This window comes from Acinetobacter venetianus RAG-1 = CIP 110063, from assembly GCF_000368585.1.
GTDB lineage: Bacteria > Pseudomonadota > Gammaproteobacteria > Pseudomonadales > Moraxellaceae > Acinetobacter > Acinetobacter venetianus.
On the sequence record NZ_KB849558.1, the window covers coordinates 454,553 to 470,897 of the forward strand.

At 39.0% G+C, this 16,345-nt stretch carries 13 protein-coding genes; 7 read left to right on the forward strand and 6 right to left on the reverse strand.

Annotated features, from left to right (window positions below; all coding sequences use genetic code 11):
- Positions 1 to 14 precede the first annotated feature (14 nt).
- Entirely contained in the window at positions 15 to 929 is a 915-nt protein-coding gene (locus F959_RS07625; RefSeq protein WP_004878816.1) for a hypothetical protein, read from the forward strand.
- A 127-nt stretch (positions 930 to 1,056) separates the two neighbouring features.
- Positions 1,057 to 2,622: an alkyl hydroperoxide reductase subunit F gene (ahpF, locus tag F959_RS07630; protein WP_004878817.1), complete on the forward strand. Its 1,566-nt coding sequence runs from the start codon at positions 1,057 to 1,059 to the stop codon at positions 2,620 to 2,622.
- A 46-nt stretch (positions 2,623 to 2,668) separates the two neighbouring features.
- On the opposite strand, the gene F959_RS07635 is transcribed toward ahpF, so the two are convergent.
- The 5 genes from F959_RS07635 to dnaE all read right to left on the reverse strand — a co-directional run bounded on the left by F959_RS07635 (position 2,669) and on the right by dnaE (position 11,048).
- A complete protein-coding gene (locus F959_RS07635; protein ID WP_029424883.1) occupies positions 2,669 to 4,687 on the reverse strand; it encodes an esterase/lipase family protein in 2,019 nt (672 codons plus the stop codon).
- Positions 4,688 to 4,807: 120 nt separating this feature from the next.
- On the reverse strand, positions 4,808 to 5,707 hold the full coding sequence (locus tag F959_RS07640) for an ABUW_2363 family tetratricopeptide repeat lipoprotein (RefSeq protein ID WP_004878819.1): 900 nt from the start codon (positions 5,705 to 5,707) through the stop codon (positions 4,808 to 4,810).
- Between the two features lie 113 nt (positions 5,708 to 5,820).
- Positions 5,821 to 6,639, reverse strand: a complete 819-nt coding sequence (cysE, locus tag F959_RS07645) for a serine O-acetyltransferase (protein ID WP_004878820.1) — start codon at positions 6,637 to 6,639, stop codon at positions 5,821 to 5,823.
- Positions 6,632 to 7,471: an RNA methyltransferase gene (locus tag F959_RS07650; RefSeq protein WP_004878821.1), complete on the reverse strand. Its 840-nt coding sequence runs from the start codon at positions 7,469 to 7,471 to the stop codon at positions 6,632 to 6,634. Before F959_RS07650 ends, cysE begins: the two co-directional genes overlap by 8 nt.
- Before the next feature lie 13 nt (positions 7,472 to 7,484).
- Entirely contained in the window at positions 7,485 to 11,048 is a 3,564-nt protein-coding gene (gene dnaE, locus F959_RS07655) for a DNA polymerase III subunit alpha (protein WP_004878822.1), read from the reverse strand.
- 216 nt (positions 11,049 to 11,264) lie between these two features.
- Between dnaE and F959_RS07660 the strand changes: the two genes are divergently transcribed.
- Positions 11,265 to 12,149, forward strand: coding sequence for a tetratricopeptide repeat protein (locus F959_RS07660; RefSeq protein WP_004878826.1), 885 nt, complete (start codon positions 11,265 to 11,267; stop codon positions 12,147 to 12,149).
- Between the two features lie 56 nt (positions 12,150 to 12,205).
- Here F959_RS07660 and F959_RS07665 read toward each other — a convergent pair whose 3' ends face one another.
- Entirely contained in the window at positions 12,206 to 13,636 is a 1,431-nt protein-coding gene (locus F959_RS07665) for a pyridoxal phosphate-dependent aminotransferase (protein WP_004878829.1), read from the reverse strand.
- A 229-nt stretch (positions 13,637 to 13,865) separates the two neighbouring features.
- On the opposite strand from F959_RS07665, the gene msrB reads away from it, so the two are divergent.
- The 4 genes from msrB to F959_RS07685 all read left to right on the forward strand — a co-directional run bounded on the left by msrB (position 13,866) and on the right by F959_RS07685 (position 16,338).
- Positions 13,866 to 14,285, forward strand: a complete 420-nt coding sequence (gene msrB / locus F959_RS07670; protein ID WP_004878830.1) for a peptide-methionine (R)-S-oxide reductase MsrB — start codon at positions 13,866 to 13,868, stop codon at positions 14,283 to 14,285.
- The gene (locus F959_RS07675) at positions 14,282 to 14,767 is read left to right on the forward strand and encodes a glutathione peroxidase (protein ID WP_004878832.1); all 486 of its coding nucleotides are present in this window, start codon (positions 14,282 to 14,284) and stop codon (positions 14,765 to 14,767) included. The genes msrB and F959_RS07675 overlap by 4 nt, the downstream gene beginning before the upstream one ends.
- Before the next feature lie 34 nt (positions 14,768 to 14,801).
- Positions 14,802 to 15,641: an AraC family transcriptional regulator gene (locus F959_RS07680; RefSeq protein ID WP_004878835.1), complete on the forward strand. Its 840-nt coding sequence runs from the start codon at positions 14,802 to 14,804 to the stop codon at positions 15,639 to 15,641.
- Positions 15,642 to 15,714: 73 nt separating this feature from the next.
- Entirely contained in the window at positions 15,715 to 16,338 is a 624-nt protein-coding gene (locus tag F959_RS07685; protein WP_004878836.1) for a LysE family translocator, read from the forward strand.
- Positions 16,339 to 16,345 lie beyond the last annotated feature (7 nt).

A 16,345-nucleotide genomic window follows, 5' to 3' on the forward strand; every position in this document is an offset into this window, starting at 1 on the left:
CAGAGGAAAAATCATTGTCACCGATAGACGAGTTCAGTGTACAGCCAATTGATCAGCGTTTAGTGGTTTTAAAAAAACGCCAACGTCATCTGATGATTTGGTTTTTTTTAAGCAGTGCTTTGGTGTTAATGACGATCACTGCATTGTTTTTCCAAAAAGAATTTGTCTATCGTTTTTTTGATCTTTCTATGCATGTTAAAACTTTGGACTTGCCTTACCATGTTCAAGATCTAATTCCATTTAAACAGCCAGTAGATTATTTTTTTAATTTACTGTCTTGGTTTGGCTGGTTATTTATAAAAATATTCGTTGCATTCATTGGTGCATTTTTATTACTACGTTGGGCAAAAAAATTAAACTTTTTTCGACAACGTTTTCAAGCTTGGACACTGCGAGTCGTTGCTTGGATCATTGCTTTCACACTGTTATGGTCAGGTATGAGTTATATTCAGTATGACTGGCAAGATGAAACTGAAAAAGCTTATCAGCAGTGGATGAGCTATAAAAATAATATTATCGAAAGCCAAATCGCACAGGATTTGAATCAGTCGAATGCTTCTGCAACTGAGAAAGCTTATGTGTTGGCGCAAGTCGCTTTATTGCATGATCCGATAGACCGAAAAACTGCCAATATTTATGTAAATCAGCTAATTAATGCAGAGCGAAATAATCCTACAGAGTTCCAAAAGTACGATTTCAAGCCTGAGCAATTATGGGTTATGCAACAACAGCTCTACGGCAAAAGTATTACATTAATGACACAGCCATTGGATTTACGTGCCCAACAGGCTGAGCGTATCGCTCAAATCGTAAATGTGGTGGTGTGGGGATTGCTGTTCGTCACAATAGCGATAAGTATGGTTTTATATTTTTTAGCATCTCATTTGAAAAGTCGACGTAATCGAATTGCACATCAACTTGATGCTTAGCCTTGTATTCGGTTTATCCGATCAAACTCATAAAAACATACTGTTTTACCTATTTAACGCTTTTGCGTACTATAGCCTCATTGAATGAATTTAGCAGATTTTAAAGTCTTAGCATTTGGAGAAATACATGTTAGATCAAAATATTAAAAATCAATTAAAAGCTTACTTAGAACGTTTAGAAAGTCCAATCGAGTTGGTTGCCGCTTTAGATGAGTCTGACAAAGCAGAAAAAATCAGAGAACTTGTGACTGAGATTGCTGAACTTTCTGACCAAGTTACGGCGCGTTTTGACGGTTCAAACGCTCGCCGTCCTAGTTTTGGTGTGGCTAAAGCAGGCGAACAACCTCGTGTGTTCTTTGCAGGCTTACCAATGGGACATGAGTTTACTTCTTTGATCTTAGCATTACTACAAGTATCTGGTTATGCACCTAAAGTCTCTGATGAAGTTTTAGCTCAAATCAAAGGCTTAAATTTAACTGCAAACTTTGATGTGTTTGTATCTTTAAGCTGTCATAACTGTCCAGATGTAGTGCAAGCATTAAACCTAATTGCGATTAATAATCCAAATACTACGGCAACCATGATTGATGGTGCTTTCTTCCAAGACGAAGTTGAAGAACGCAAAATCTTAGCAGTACCCATGGTATTCCAAGACAATCAGCATATCGGTCAAGGTCGTATGACTTTGGAAGAAATCGTGGCTAAGTTAGATACTAACTCTGGTGAGAAAGATGCTGCTGTGATCAATGCCAAGGATGCATTTGATGTATTGGTGATTGGTGGTGGTCCTGCGGGTGGTACAGCAGCGATCTATGCAGCACGTAAGGGCATCAAAACAGGTATCGTTGCTGAGCGCTTTGGTGGTCAGGTGATGGATACCATGGATATTGAAAACTTTACCACGGTTCAAAAAACGGTTGGTCCGAAGTTTGCGCAAGATATGGAAGCGCATGTACGTGAATATGGCGTAGACATCATGAACTTGCAACGCGTCAGCAAAATCACTGGTGCAGATCAAACAGCCAATGGTTTGGTTGAAGTTGAACTTGAGAATGGTGCTAAGCTTGAATCAAAAACCATCATTCTATCAACAGGTGCACGTTGGAGAGAAATGAATGTACCAGGTGAAGCAGAATACCGTACTCGTGGTGTTGCCTACTGCCCACACTGTGATGGTCCATTATTCAAAGGCAAACGTGTTGCCGTGATTGGTGGCGGTAACTCTGGTGTTGAAGCTGCGATTGACCTTGCAGGGATTGTTGAGCATGTGACTTTGGTGGAGTTCGATACCAAACTTCGTGCAGACCAAGTCTTGCAAGATAAGTTAAATAGCTTACCAAACACCACAGTGATCATGAATGCTTTAAGTACGGAAGTGGTGGGTGATGGTTCTCAAGTTACAGCATTGAAATATAAAGACCGTACCACAGATGTTGAACATACTGTAGAACTTGCAGGAATCTTTGTACAAATTGGTTTATTACCAAATACAGATTTCTTAAAGAACAGTGCGGTTGAACTCAGCAATCGTGGTGAGATCGTGATTAATGATCGTAACGAAACCAATGTTAAAGGTGTGTTTGCGGCAGGTGACTGTACGACCGTGCCTTACAAGCAAATTATCATTGCGACAGGTGAAGGTGCGAAGGCTTCTCTCTCTGCTTTTGATTACATGATTCGTTCAGGCGTATAAATCGACTGATATAAAAAAGCCCCAATTTATTGGGGCTTTTTTATACTTAATTTTTTGGTTTATACAAACCATGATCAACCAAGTGTTGGCGTAAAATACGACGCAATTCTAAAACTGCAGCTGGTGTTTCTTGAATTGAATGTCCACCTGGAAGTATTTTTTCTGAAACAGCACCATCTAAATGAGCGCTTTTATAAGTCACAATTCCATCTGTGATCACATTTGGATCATCACTTTTGGTAATGTTGCCCATGATAGAGTGGAACACCAAGCCTTTTTCCGGTGGAATATCAGCGGTAAGCTCCATAAATTTAGATTTTTTACTGAGATCACTTGGTCCATTTTGAATGACATCATTAGTGAGTGTTTTCACGAAATCTTTTAGATCAACATCATCACTGGTTAATGTATCTGCTAACGTAGTTAAGAAAGTTGCAGGAAGTTTAATAATTTTACGTGCTGCTAAGGTAAACCATCGATCGGCATAGTCTGTACCACGATGCGGTGCAGCGAGGAAAATCGCACGATCAAAGTTTGTAATTGGTTCCATTTTCAAGCGTTCACCAATCACAGGATGTTTTCTTAAACGTGTTTGCTGACGATTGCTCATCATTGCGAGTGCTTGTTTTGATATGTCTGCATCACTAACCAGCAATCGGCTGATGATTCCGCCCATACTATGTCCAATAAGCACAGAATCTTTAGCTGCTGGATCTTTTGGATTTAGTGATGCAAAAGCTTGTTTGAGCAATGCATAAATTTGAAAGCGACTCTCTAAAATTGGCATATTGGTAGAATAAAAAATCTGCCAAACTTGGTAGTGCTCACGTAAAACTGGATCACCCATGATGTCATTGGTCACAGCAATCCATGCTTCAGGGCTACTGGCCAAACCATGTACCAATACAATCACTTTTTTATTCGGATTATACGGTTCGAGCATATATAAATGAGGCATAGTTAAACGTTGATCACGATCAATCAAGGTTAAATAGGCCGCAGCACCTAAGTTATTTTCTGCAAGCCAAAGTCCATAGGGTGCTGAGAAATTTGCAGCGAGAGAGTATGTTTTTCCAGCAATATCAACTTTATCTACACTGTAGGGATCATAAACTTTAATTTCGAAATTGGGACTATTTAAAACATCGTCAACTGTTGCAGTTCTCTTTTTCGGTTGCGCAATAATGGTTGCTGCTAAATAGCGGGCTTTGTGAATATTTGGATTGATCCCTTTCGGATAATGATAGGTGAGAGGGTCAAGAATGTATTTATTTTCTAATTTTGATGGGTCACTCGCTGGAAATACCGCAACGAAATCTGAACCAAAACCATCTCGACGATTGATCGCACGTAAACCAGAAAAGTTCATATTATAACTAGAGATAAACTTCTCTAATTTCATATTTTGCAGTCGTTGATAAGCTTGTATATCAATGGTGTAGGTACTTTTACCAATTTTTAAGGTTGGTGCAATATCTTGAGAGGGTGTTCTCACATTATAGACATTTACCAGCTGTGTAAGGGCTTGGTTATAGAAATCTCTAATCTGAACTTGTCGGTTATCAAAAATTCGTTCTTGCGGTTGGCGCGAGGTTTTAAATAGATAAGCATAGCTATAGCGCAGACTTTTATCTAAAGCTTCTAGTTCTTGATCAATACATTTTTCATAGTTTTGCTGAATAATCTTTTGTTCATCATCAGACTTATGCTTACTTAATTTGCTAATTTTACATTCCGAAGATTCAGAAAGAAGCTTAGATTTAGCAAGATACAACTCACTCGCTGTAGAGAGCAATTGCTCATCAATAATTTCTGGAATCTTATGTAGATCAGCAATACATTGATCTGGATTCTGCATACAGACTTTTGATTCTTTACCAGACATCGAAAGAACATTCAGGCTGGCTTCACTCAGTTTTTTCTGAGTTAAGATACTGTTACGTTCGTTGGCGATTGTGACATTTAATGCCTGTTGTTTGAGACTAACAACTTGGCAACCACTCATTACGATTGTGCTCAGTATCGTGAGGGCGAAGAGACGATAATTTGGCTTGAATGCAGGCATTAGAATTCTATAAATATGCACAAAGATTATGGTTATCATACGAAATTTAATCGCTTTTTCAATGTACATAAAAAAATAGACCGTGAAAAAACGGTCTATTTTTACAAAAAAGGATGCAAATTAGTTCAGAACTTGCCAAACGTTCCAGCGTTTACCAGATTCAACTTCTTTGATTAAACGGTCGGTTACTTCTGCTTCATCAGGGTAATTGATCTTGTAGTTCTTTAACGTTTGAATTGCATTTTTCTTTTGCTCTAACCATAAATAGTTATTTGCAGCAGAAAGGTAAGCTTCTTGAACACCACCTTTAATTGCTTTGTCTAAGTAAGGAATGGCTTCACGTTGACCACCGCCTTCAGATAGACCGAAACCAAACCAGAAATTTGTTTCAGGATCATTTGGTTTGATCGCTAAAATACGTTGTGCATAATTCAAAGACTTCGATGTGTATGACGTACCTAAGTCTAAATTACGCGCCATAACGCTCGCTTTAAATGCACGTGTGAGAACATCCAGAGAAGCATTTGGCTTTTCCGCTAAAGCATCAAGTTTTTGAGTGATTTCTTTCAATTTTACTTCGTAGCCTTTGCGCTCTTGGCGATCAGGGAAGCGAGGTGGGTAATGACGAGCTTTACCTTCAACAAGTTGTAAGAAATCATCGATTTCAGTGACATCAACTTCATTCTCACCCGCGAGAACAGCATATTTCATGTTGCGTTCTTTGCTATCAATCGTTGGTACTATGAGTTTATTGATATCTAAAGTTGCAGATTTTGATGGATCGTTTTGTAGAGAAACTACCATTTTTGTTACAGGTTGTGCAGAGGCATCTTTGAGTGCAACTTCAAAACTTGGAGGCGCATCATAGTTGGTTGGATTTAAAGCATAAAATGGTGCAGTAGGTTCTGGTTCTTTAAAAACGAACGGTTCGGTTGCCTTGTCCTTTTTAGTGGGAGCGATACCACAGGCCGTCAAAACAGAAGTTGAAAGTACAAGTAGTGCCAAAGGCTTAAAATTCATGCTTTACATCCATTAATTTTAGTTAAATGAGAGGTAGATCGTTGGTTTTACCAGTCTAGGAAAAGCAAAACCAACTTGCAATGAGAAGCATGTTACATTTTTTATAAATTGTATTATGTTGCTGAAGTTTTACTCTGTGCCTCACATTCACGACGTAGTTCATCAATGATTTTGAGTTCTTCTTTACTAAATGGTTGAGTTTTTGAGCTTTGCCCTTTAAAGGTTGGGTCAAGCAAAGAAAGACGTTGGCAGAGTGTTGTCATACGCTTCTCATTTTGTTGCATACGATCGAGTAAAACACGAATACCCTCCAAAATTGGATCAGATTGGTCTTGTGTAGTGGCATAGGGTTCAAAGCCAATAGTCGCTGCATAATCACGGCGACGCGCTTCTTGTTCAGTTTGCTCAGTTGTTGCTTGTTCTTTGAAAATATAACGTGCTGGGCTGCCGACCGCAGTTACACCTTCAGGCACTTCTTTGGTAACGACAGCATTAGAACCAACTTTAGCACCTTTATGTACTGTAAATGGTCCTAATATTTTCGCGCCTGCGCCTACAACTACCCCATCCTCAAGTGTTGGATGTCGTTTACCTTTATTCCATGTTGTACCACCTAGCGTCACACCATGATAAAGCGTTACGTCATCACCAATTTCAGCAGTTTCACCAATCACCACACCCATGCCGTGGTCAATGAAGAAACGTTTTCCAATTTTTGCACCGGGATGGATTTCGATACCTGTTGCAAATCGGCTAAAAGAGGAAAGTAAACGTGCCGTACCTTTATATTCTTTTTTCCAGAGCTCATGTGCCATACGATGCATAATCAACGCATGAATTCCTGGATACGTTGTTAAAACTTCAAGTGTATTTCGAGCAGCAGGATCACGCGCAAATACAGCTTCGATATCTTCTTTAAGCTGTTTAATCATGAGAATGATCCTCCTTGTTAGTTTTTTTCCATGAGCCGTTGGCTAATGCTTGTGCACGACTGAAAATACCACGTAGTAAATGATACTCCATACGATCTAATTGTATTCTGCCAAATAAACGACGCAAACGTAAAGGGAGTAAGCGCGGGTTATTTGGATCTAGAAACTCGATATCAGTCAACATCTTCTCAAGATGTGGATAAAATTCTTCCATCTGTTGTTGGGTGACTAGAGGCTCATCCCATTCCATGCTTTGCTGTTGTTTAAGCTGCATGTGGTCATTTGGAATTTCAGTATTAGAATGATTTTGTTCTAAAGCTGCCATACGCAATTCGTAGCAAACCACTTGAATTGCTTGTGCAACGTTTAACACTCCATATTCAGGATTCACTGGAATCGTTAAATGATAGTTTGCCAATGCGAGTTCTTCATTGGTCAGTCCACGATCTTCGCGACCAAACACAATCGCAATATTTTGATCTTTACTTGCAGCTTGTAATGCTTCTGTTGCAGCAGGGCGCACGTCCAATAGAGGCCAAGGAATGGTACGACTGCGGGCACTTGTACCAAAAACAATGTGGCAGTCTTGGATGGCTTGTTCTAAAGTCTCAACGATCTCAATTTTTTCAATCAGATCTTGTGCACCAGCAGCAAGTGCATCAATGTCTGGATGCGGATAAGTTTTCGGTGCAACAAGTACAAGTTTTGATAACCCCATTGTTTTCATTGCACGTAAAGCACTACCAATATTTGCAGGGAGTGTCGTATTGACCATCACAATACGCACATGCTCCAAATGTTTGGACACATTATTTTGGTCAAACTGATTCATATATTATCCAAAATTAAGAGTATTGAGAGACTTCGGCTTGATAAAGATCTAAAGCTTCATCCATTGACATATTTGCAGGCGGTGGGGCAACAACACTGACTTTGGGTGTTTCAACCGCTTTAGCCGCTTTTGATTTGACTTGGTATTCGATGTGAATCGCTTCTTTACCAAAGTAATCACGTAATTTACCCAGTAATTCATCTAGTGGTGCAACTTTCCATTGAGGGCCTAGATGTAATTCAGCCGTTGCAAAACTTTGCTCTACTTGTATATGTATGCCGATATGTTGGCACATATCGACATTGCAATAAGGTAGCAACATATTCTGTAAATCTTTGGCTAATGTTTTGGTTATTAAATCATTTGGCAAACGAATTTGAATGCTTTGTGCACGCTTTTGGCGAATTTCATTTAAGTTAAAAGCTTTGCTTAATCGAGCCATCGGACGATCAAAGCCTTCACGCTCGTAGATTTCACCTTCAATGACCACAACCTGCTCTAAGCGAACAATATCTTTGTAACGTTGGAAGCGTTCGTGATTACAACTGACTTCAATACGCGCTGTACCATCATCAAGCGTGATCATGATGCGATTTGGGAAGTTTGCGACATCTAGTACTAGACCTGCAAATACTGTGGTTAGACCACGACGTGTCGGTGTAACTTCATTGAGTTTTGCAGGGATAAATGATTTCAATTCAGGGCGATAAACATCAATTGGATGACCTGTTAAATACAAACCAAGTGTATCTTTTTCACCTTTTAAGCGAATTTCATCAGACCATGGTTTTACAGGTTTAGCAGGTTTACGTTGAACCTCTTCAACTTCACCAAACAGGTCCATGATACCTGTTTCACGGTTGCTCCGCGCTTGTTCAGCTGCTTGAACAGCTTCAGGAAGTTGCGCCATTAAACTTGAGCGTTCGATACCAAGACAATCCAATGCACCTGCTCGAATAAGTGCTTCAAGGGTACGTTTATTGATTTTTTTAAGGTCAATACGATGGCAGAAATCAAATAGATCTTTATAAGGTCCGTCATTAACCCGTGAATCAATCACAGATTGCATAGCTTGCTCACCAACGCCTTTGATCGCGCCTAAACCATAAACAATCGTTTGTTCATCACTTGCATGGAAGTGATAGAGCGACATATTTACAGAGGGTGGAAGCACTTCTAATTTGTTATTACGGCAGTCATCAATCAAGAACACGACACTATCGGTGTTTTGCATTTCCGATGACATCACCGCAGCCATAAATTCAGCTGGATAATGCGCTTTTAACCAAGCTGTATGGTAGGCAACCAGTGCATACGCGGCGGCATGGGATTTGTTAAAGCCATAACCTGCAAACTTTTCCATGTAGTCGAAAATATGGTTGGCAGTGGCTTCGTCAATCTCTTTTTCAGCAGCACCTTTAATAAAGATTTGGCGTTGTTTCACCATTTCTTCAGGTTTTTTCTTACCCATTGCACGGCGAAGTAAATCTGCACCGCCAAGCGTATAACCCGCGCAGAACTGAGCAGCTTGCATGACCTGTTCTTGGTAAACCATGATCCCGTAAGTAGGTTCAAGGACACCTTCTAGTAAAGGGTGTAGGTATTCAAACTCTCCACCATGCATACGATGGATGAAGTCGGGGATTAGATCCATCGGACCCGGACGGTATAAGGATACGAATGCAATAATTTCTTCGAATTTGCTTGGCCTTGCTTCTTTTAGCATTTTTTTCATACCGACGGATTCAAACTGGAATACCGCGGTTGTATTGGCTTCAGCAAAGACTAAGTATGCATCTTTATCATCTAAAGGCACATTGGAAATATTGAGGGGTACTTCGGATTTGATGCGCTTATTAATATTCTGAACCGCATCTTCAATTACAGTTAAGTTACGCAAACCCAAGAAGTCGAACTTAACTAGACCCGCAGCTTCAACGTCATCTTTATCGTATTGTGCAACACGGTTAGTACCATCTGCATCACACAGCACGGCAGAGTAATCAGTAATTTTACCCGGCGCAATGACCACACCACCCGCATGCTTACCTGTATTACGTGTAATACCTTCGAGTTTAAGTGCCATTTCCCAAATTTCACTGGCATCATCATTATCTGGGTTAGCAGGGTTGGTGACAATATCTTTGAGTTGAGGTTCAAGTTCAATTGCTTGCTTTAAGTCAACTCCGAGCGGCTTAGTTGGAACCATTTTCGAGATGCGATCTGCTAAACCATAAGATTTACCCAAGACACGTGCAACGTCTCGAATCGCACCTTTTGCGGCCATCGTACCAAAGGTTGCAATCTGTGAAACAGCCTGACGACCATAGTTTTGTGCCACATATTCAATAACACGGTCACGACCTGCGATACAGAAATCGACATCGAAGTCGGGCATCGAAACACGTTCTGGATTCAAGAAACGTTCGAAGAGTAGATCGTAACGAAGTGGATCAAGGTCTGTAATTTTTAAGCTATAAGCGACTAAAGAGCCTGCACCAGAACCACGACCCGGTCCAACAGGCACACCATTATTTTTTGCCCACTGAATGAAGTCCATGACAATTAAGAAGTAGCCAGGAAAGCCCATTTTCAAGATAATGTCGACTTCATACTTAATTCGTTCATCGTAAGGCTTACGAATGTCAGCCCAGTCTTCATCACGTTCAGCGATTGGATAAAGATGATTTAAGCGTTCTTCTAGACCTTCACGGGATAAATGTTCGAAATAAGTATCGATGGTATAACCATCGGGAATAGGAAAGTCTGGTAAGAAATAAGTACCTAACTGCAACTCAACGTTGCATCGTTTTGCAATTTGATAGGTGTTTTCGATTGCACTAGGAATATCTGAAAATAGTTCAGACATTTGCTCAGCTGTTTTGAAATATTGTTCAGTACTATAGTTTTTAGGTCGTTTATCATCGCCTAATACATAACCATCAGCAATACATACACGTGCTTCATGTGCTTCAAAGTCATCTTGTTCAACAAAGTGAACGTCATTATGCGCAACGACGCCAATTTGATATTTTGCTGCAAGTTTTACTGCTTGCTGAATAAAATCCTCTTCACCACTACGATTGGTACGGGTGAGGGCGAGATACACACGATTACCAAATTTTTCAATCCACGCTTCTAATAATGGTTCTGCCTTTTGCGGATTTGATGAGCATAGCATTCGGCCAACATCACTGTGTTGGCCTAAAAGAATGATTAAATCTTCTGATTGCTCAAGTACCCATTCTTTTTGAATGCATGGAATACTCAGTTGTTGACCTTCAATAAATCCGCGAGAAACGATTTCTGTGAGATTTCGCCAACCTGTATTGCTCATTGCCAATAGGGTTGCTTTATGCTCAGCATCATTTAAGCGAATGACACTTCCCATAATCGGTTTAATACCTTTGCCGAGGCAAGCACCATAAAATTTGACCGCGGCATGTAGGTTCGATAGGTCAGTAATGGCTAAAGCAGGCATTTCTTCAGCGACTGCAACTTTGACCAAATCTGGTATGCGAACAATCGATTCGGTGATCGAAAATTCTGTATGAATACCGAGATGAACAAACTGCATAGAAGGAATATCCTGTTTTCAAACCAACGCATAGTTTAGCACGCAAACCCAAAATGACATGCCTAATATTTTGGCAAACCGTAGTTCGCCGTAAATGATTTTAAAAAAAGTTAAAATTTAACGTATGAATTTTCAGTGTTTATAAATAATGATGTACTAAGATTGATTTGTAGATAGAATGTATTCGTATAAAAATGTAGCAAAGTGAGTCACATAATGAAATTAAAGAATATCGCTCTTTCCATATTATTAATGAGCAGTTTATGGGATGTTGCTCATGCTGAGGACGTTGTATTTAGTCAGGAGTTAGTACAGCAAGCAAAATCAGGGGATGCGGTCGCTCAAAATAATTTAGGGGATGCTTATTACTATGGCTATGACGTTGAGAAAGACTTTGATAAAGCTTTAGACTGGTTTAAAAAAGCGGCTGCAAAGGGCAATGCAGATGCACTTTTCTCAGTTGGTTATATGTATGATTATGGCGAAGGTGTTGAGGAAGATAATCCAACTGCTCTGAAATGGTATACACAAGCGGCTCAGAAAGGTCAGCTCTATGCGCAATACTATCTCGGTTTTCTTTACCTGTATGGTGATGACGGCGTTACTGTAAATACTAAAAAAGGTTTGGAGTGGATGACAAAGTCAGCGGATGCTGGACTAGATATTGCTCAAGCAGAACTTGGTCATTTATATAATGATGGTATTGAAGGTGTTCCGCAAGATTTGAAGAAAGCCCTTGCATATTACCGTTTGGCGGTAAAACAAGGCGAACCTGCTGCTATCAATAACTTGGGTATTTACTATTTAGAAGGTAAAGGTGGAATTAAACAAGATTATAAAGAAGCACTTAGATTATTTACTTTAGCATCAGAAGCTGAGAATGGTTTAGGTTCATCTAATATTGCTTATATTTATGAAGAGGGCAAAGGCGTAGCAAAAAACTATACGAAAGCAGCTGCGTATTACGAGCTTGCGGTTGAGCAAGGTGAAAATGATTGCTTATTAGATCTCGCTAGATTGTTTGGAAAAGGCGGCTTTGGTTTAACCAAGAACACAGAGATTTCTCAACAATACGAAGATCAGTGGGATGAGTTGCAATAACCAAAGTGATTTAGAGTTATAAAAAGAGGAAGCATTGAAGCTTCCTCTTTTTATGTTTAACGCATCTTTGATAAGAAACGACTTAAACGATTAATTGCTTCACGTAATTCGTTCTCCGCAGGTAAGAATACTACGCGGAAGTGATCTGGTGTTGGCCAGTTAAAACCAGTACCTTGAACCAATAAGACTTTTTCTGCAGTTAATAAATCGAGCATTAACTTCTCATCATCTTCTACAGGATAAATTTCAGGATCAAGTCGAGGGAAGCAATACATTGCGCCTTCAGGTTTTACACAGCTTACACCTGGAATTTCATTTAACATTTCCCAAGCAATATTACGTTGTTCATAGAGGCGACCGCCTGGACGAATCAAATCATTAATAGACTGATAGCCACCTAGAGCTGTTTGAATTGCATATTGTGCTTGATGGTTGGCGCAAAGACGCATTGAAGCCAACATATCTAAACCTTCAATATAGTCAGCAGCACGTTTCTTGTCACCAGTTATCGCCATCCAACCCGCACGATAACCTGCTATACGATAAGCTTTAGATAAACCATTGAATGAGATACAAAGCTGATCACCAGCCAATGCTGCTAAAGCAACATGCTCGATACCGTCATAAATGATTTTGTCGTAAATTTCATCTGCAAATAAAATCAAATCATGTTTTTTAGCTAAAGCAACGATTTGTTCTAATACATGCCGTGGGTAAACAGCACCAGTTGGGTTATTTGGATTGATAACAACGATACCACGGGTATTTGGCGTGATTTTACTTTCCATATCCGCAATATCAGGATACCAGTAGTTTTCTTCATCACATTTATAATGAATTGCTGTACCACCAGAAAGATTGACAGCGGCTGTCCATAATGGATAGTCAGGCATTGGAACGAGCATTTCATCGCCGTCATCCAATAAACCTTGCATTGCCATTACGATGAGTTCAGATACACCATTGCCAACGTATACATCATTGACATGCATATCGAAAATGCCTTTTTGCTGATAATACTGGCAAATCGCTTTACGCGCAGGGAAGATACCTTTTGAATCTGTATAACCAATTGCATTCGGCAGGTTTAAGGCAACGTCATTAATAATTTCTTGTGGTGCTTCAAAACCAAATGGAGCAGGGTTGCCGATATTGAGCTTGATGATTTTATGCCCTTGCTCTTCCATTTCATTGGCGGCGCGCAATACTGGTCCACGAATGTCGTAACAAACATGCTCAAGTTTAGATGATTTTTTGATTTCTCTAGTAGTTTGAGCTGAGTGGGATGTAGCAGTATTCTTAGACATAGAAGGGCTCACCTTTGCATATCGGTATAAGTAACTCTTAAAGGTTTCGACTGTAACCAAATTCAGGTTGTGTTGATCTCTCAGTAATTCAACAATCTTTTCATGGGTAAAGCCTGATTGTTGATATTGCCTGATGGTTGGTAAAAGATTTTTAAAAACCACACTTTTTTTCTGTGACATTTTTTGTCCTATACAACCGAGCTGAATAAGAATAACACTATCTTTGCTTACTTGAAAGATAAAGTAAATAAATTTTGCTTACTTTTATTTTTTAAATTTGCTCACTATTTGCTATCTAATATTAAGCATTCAAAATATAAGAAATTGTACGATCTGAGACTAGAGTTTTTGTTTTGAATGGCGTAAATATAAAACCTGAACTTTAACAACAGAATAAAAGGTGCAGGTTATGGGTAAAGTAAATAAGACGGATCGCGAGTGGCAAAGAGAATTATCCGCAGAAGAATATCGTATTACTCGTCAAAAAGGCACAGAACCAGCATTTACAGGACAATATTGGAATAGTAAGCAACAAGGTATATATGTATGTCGTTGTTGTGGTGCTGAGTTATTTACATCAGAAACGAAATACGACAGTGGATGTGGTTGGCCAAGCTTTTTCAGACCAATCGATGGCACAGCAATAGATGAACATGAAGATTTATCGCATGGTATGGTCAGAACAGAAATAGTCTGCCATGATTGCGAGGCACATTTGGGTCATGTGTTTGAGGATGGCCCACAGCCGACGGGACTGCGTTATTGCGTGAATTCGGCATCATTACAACTTAAAACACAAGAAAAGAATGACGAGGAAACTTATCCATGAGTAACATTTATCAGTTTGAAGCTGAATTGTTAGAGGGAGAAACAAAGGCATTTGCTGATTATAAAGGCAAGGTCATGCTGATTGTAAATACTGCAAGTAAATGTGGGTTTACACCACAATTTGCAGGGCTTGAGAAACTCTATGAAAAATATAAATCTCAAGGTTTAGAGGTATTAGGTTTTCCTTGCAATCAATTCGGGGGACAAGACCCAGGAACAAATAAAGAGATCGGTTCATTTTGCCAGCGTAATTATGGGGTGAATTTCCCAATGTTTGCTAAAGTGGATGTAAAAGGGCCTGAGGCGCATGTTATTTTTCGTTATTTAACACGAGAGGCAAAGGGAATTTTAGGTAGTCGTAATATTAAGTGGAATTTCACTAAGTTTTTAGTTGGACGCAATGGTGAGGTTTTAGGGCGTTATGCACCAACAACTAAACCAGAAGCATTAGAAGCTGATATTGAAAAGGCATTATCAAAGTAAGTGTTGCTATCCCAGAATTAATTGAGGTTTCTGTTTGGACTCAACGGTTGAATTTTGGACTCATCCAGCCATGCCTTATGTTGAAACACGTAGGGCATGTCAAAGTCGCATATGTTATCAATCACACAGCCATCCCACATTTTCAATTGGTGCTGTGGATGAAGGGCAAAGTTGTTTTTCAAGTGCTTTTGGCAAAAATGAAATAATCAAAGCTAAAAGTATCGTTGTTATTCCTGCACATGTTGAACACTCATGTAATCCATTCTCTAATCAAGCATGGAGCTACCAAATGATGCATCTTGATGCAGCATGGTTAATGAGGCTGTTAAACGAGTTAGAGATAGAAATTGGCAAAACATGCACTCAGCAGATTACATCTTTTCCAAAACTAAGACCAAAGATTATTCATCATGTTAAAGTTTATGAAGCTTTTACTGAATTAAATAACATCTTGTTTGATAAAAAAATTTCACTATTCGAAAAAGAACAATCTCTCATTCAGGTTTTAACCGAGATTCTTATACCGAATTTTGAGTGGGAAAGCATAAGTTTTTCTGGTTATTTTCAGCAATATTTACCAGATTTGATTCTCCATCTTCAGTCAGATGTTGAGGATTTATCTTTAACGCATTTAGCTGAAAAAATGAAAATCAGCCGCTATGCGTTGATTCGCTTATTTAAACATTATTTTGGTTTCACACCGCATGCCTATCAACTGAATCACAAGATCAATCAAGCGCGTGAACGATTGAAAGTTGGTGCTGATATTGCTCAAGTGGCATATGAGCTTGAGTTTGTTGATCAGAGTCATTTTCATCGTGTTTTTAAAAAGCTGACTGGTGTAACTCCTAAGCAATATTCTAAAAAAGCGTAATCCTCGCAATTTTATACAAGAACATAATTCAGCACTTTTTTACTCTAGCTCCTGATTTTTTAGGAGTAGATCTATGGAGCTTTTTCTGACCATTGCAGTAACACATTTCATTGCATTACTGATGCCCGGGGCAGACTTCTTTTTAATTTTAAAAACTCTTTTGCAAATTCAGAAAGTTGCAGCACGAGTGACTTGTTTTGGTATTGCGTTAGGTAATGCCATTATTTTAGTGGTTATTTATTGCAGTTTATTTATTATTGGTGCAGTAAAAACTGAATTATTGATAGGGATGAAATGGTTAGGGGCATTTTATTTTATATATCTTGCTGTTCAATGCTTTCGATCGGCTCGCCTTAGTCAGATTATTCGAGGTCAATCGGAAAATACGTCTTATGTTCATCCGAATGAAAATCTATTCAAGTCTTTTCTACTAGGATTACTTTCGAGTTTATTAAATCCTAAAAATCTGATGTTTTATAGCGTTTTGGTGATCTTGATTTATCCTCAATATAATTTTGTTCAAAACTTTTTGATTTGTTCATGGATGGTCCTTTTGGTACTGATTTGGAATCTAAGTATTGTGCAATTCATGAGTTCGAATATTTATTTATCATGGTTAAATCAGCATATTCATCATTTGTATTATCTTGCTGGTACGAGCTTTCTCTTTTTCATGTTGGTGCTGGTATTTTCCTAAATAAAAA

Bases quoted from the DNA above. Each gene is read 5' to 3' on its own strand.
- ahpF (WP_004878817.1), top strand. From the start codon at position 1,057: ATGTTAGATCAAAATATTAAAAATCAATTAAAAGCTTACTTAGAACGT.
- F959_RS07635 (WP_029424883.1), bottom strand. From the start codon at position 4,687: ATGCCTGCATTCAAGCCAAATTATCGTCTCTTCGCCCTCACGATACTG.
- F959_RS07640 (WP_004878819.1), bottom strand. From the start codon at position 5,707: ATGAATTTTAAGCCTTTGGCACTACTTGTACTTTCAACTTCTGTTTTG.
- cysE (WP_004878820.1), bottom strand. From the start codon at position 6,639: ATGATTAAACAGCTTAAAGAAGATATCGAAGCTGTATTTGCGCGTGAT.
- F959_RS07650 (WP_004878821.1), bottom strand. From the start codon at position 7,471: ATGAATCAGTTTGACCAAAATAATGTGTCCAAACATTTGGAGCATGTG.
- dnaE (WP_004878822.1), bottom strand. From the start codon at position 11,048: ATGCAGTTTGTTCATCTCGGTATTCATACAGAATTTTCGATCACCGAA.
- F959_RS07660 (WP_004878826.1), top strand. From the start codon at position 11,265: ATGAAATTAAAGAATATCGCTCTTTCCATATTATTAATGAGCAGTTTA.
- F959_RS07665 (WP_004878829.1), bottom strand. From the start codon at position 13,636: ATGTCACAGAAAAAAAGTGTGGTTTTTAAAAATCTTTTACCAACCATC.
- msrB (WP_004878830.1), top strand. From the start codon at position 13,866: ATGGGTAAAGTAAATAAGACGGATCGCGAGTGGCAAAGAGAATTATCC.
- F959_RS07675 (WP_004878832.1), top strand. From the start codon at position 14,282: ATGAGTAACATTTATCAGTTTGAAGCTGAATTGTTAGAGGGAGAAACA.
- F959_RS07685 (WP_004878836.1), top strand. From the start codon at position 15,715: ATGGAGCTTTTTCTGACCATTGCAGTAACACATTTCATTGCATTACTG.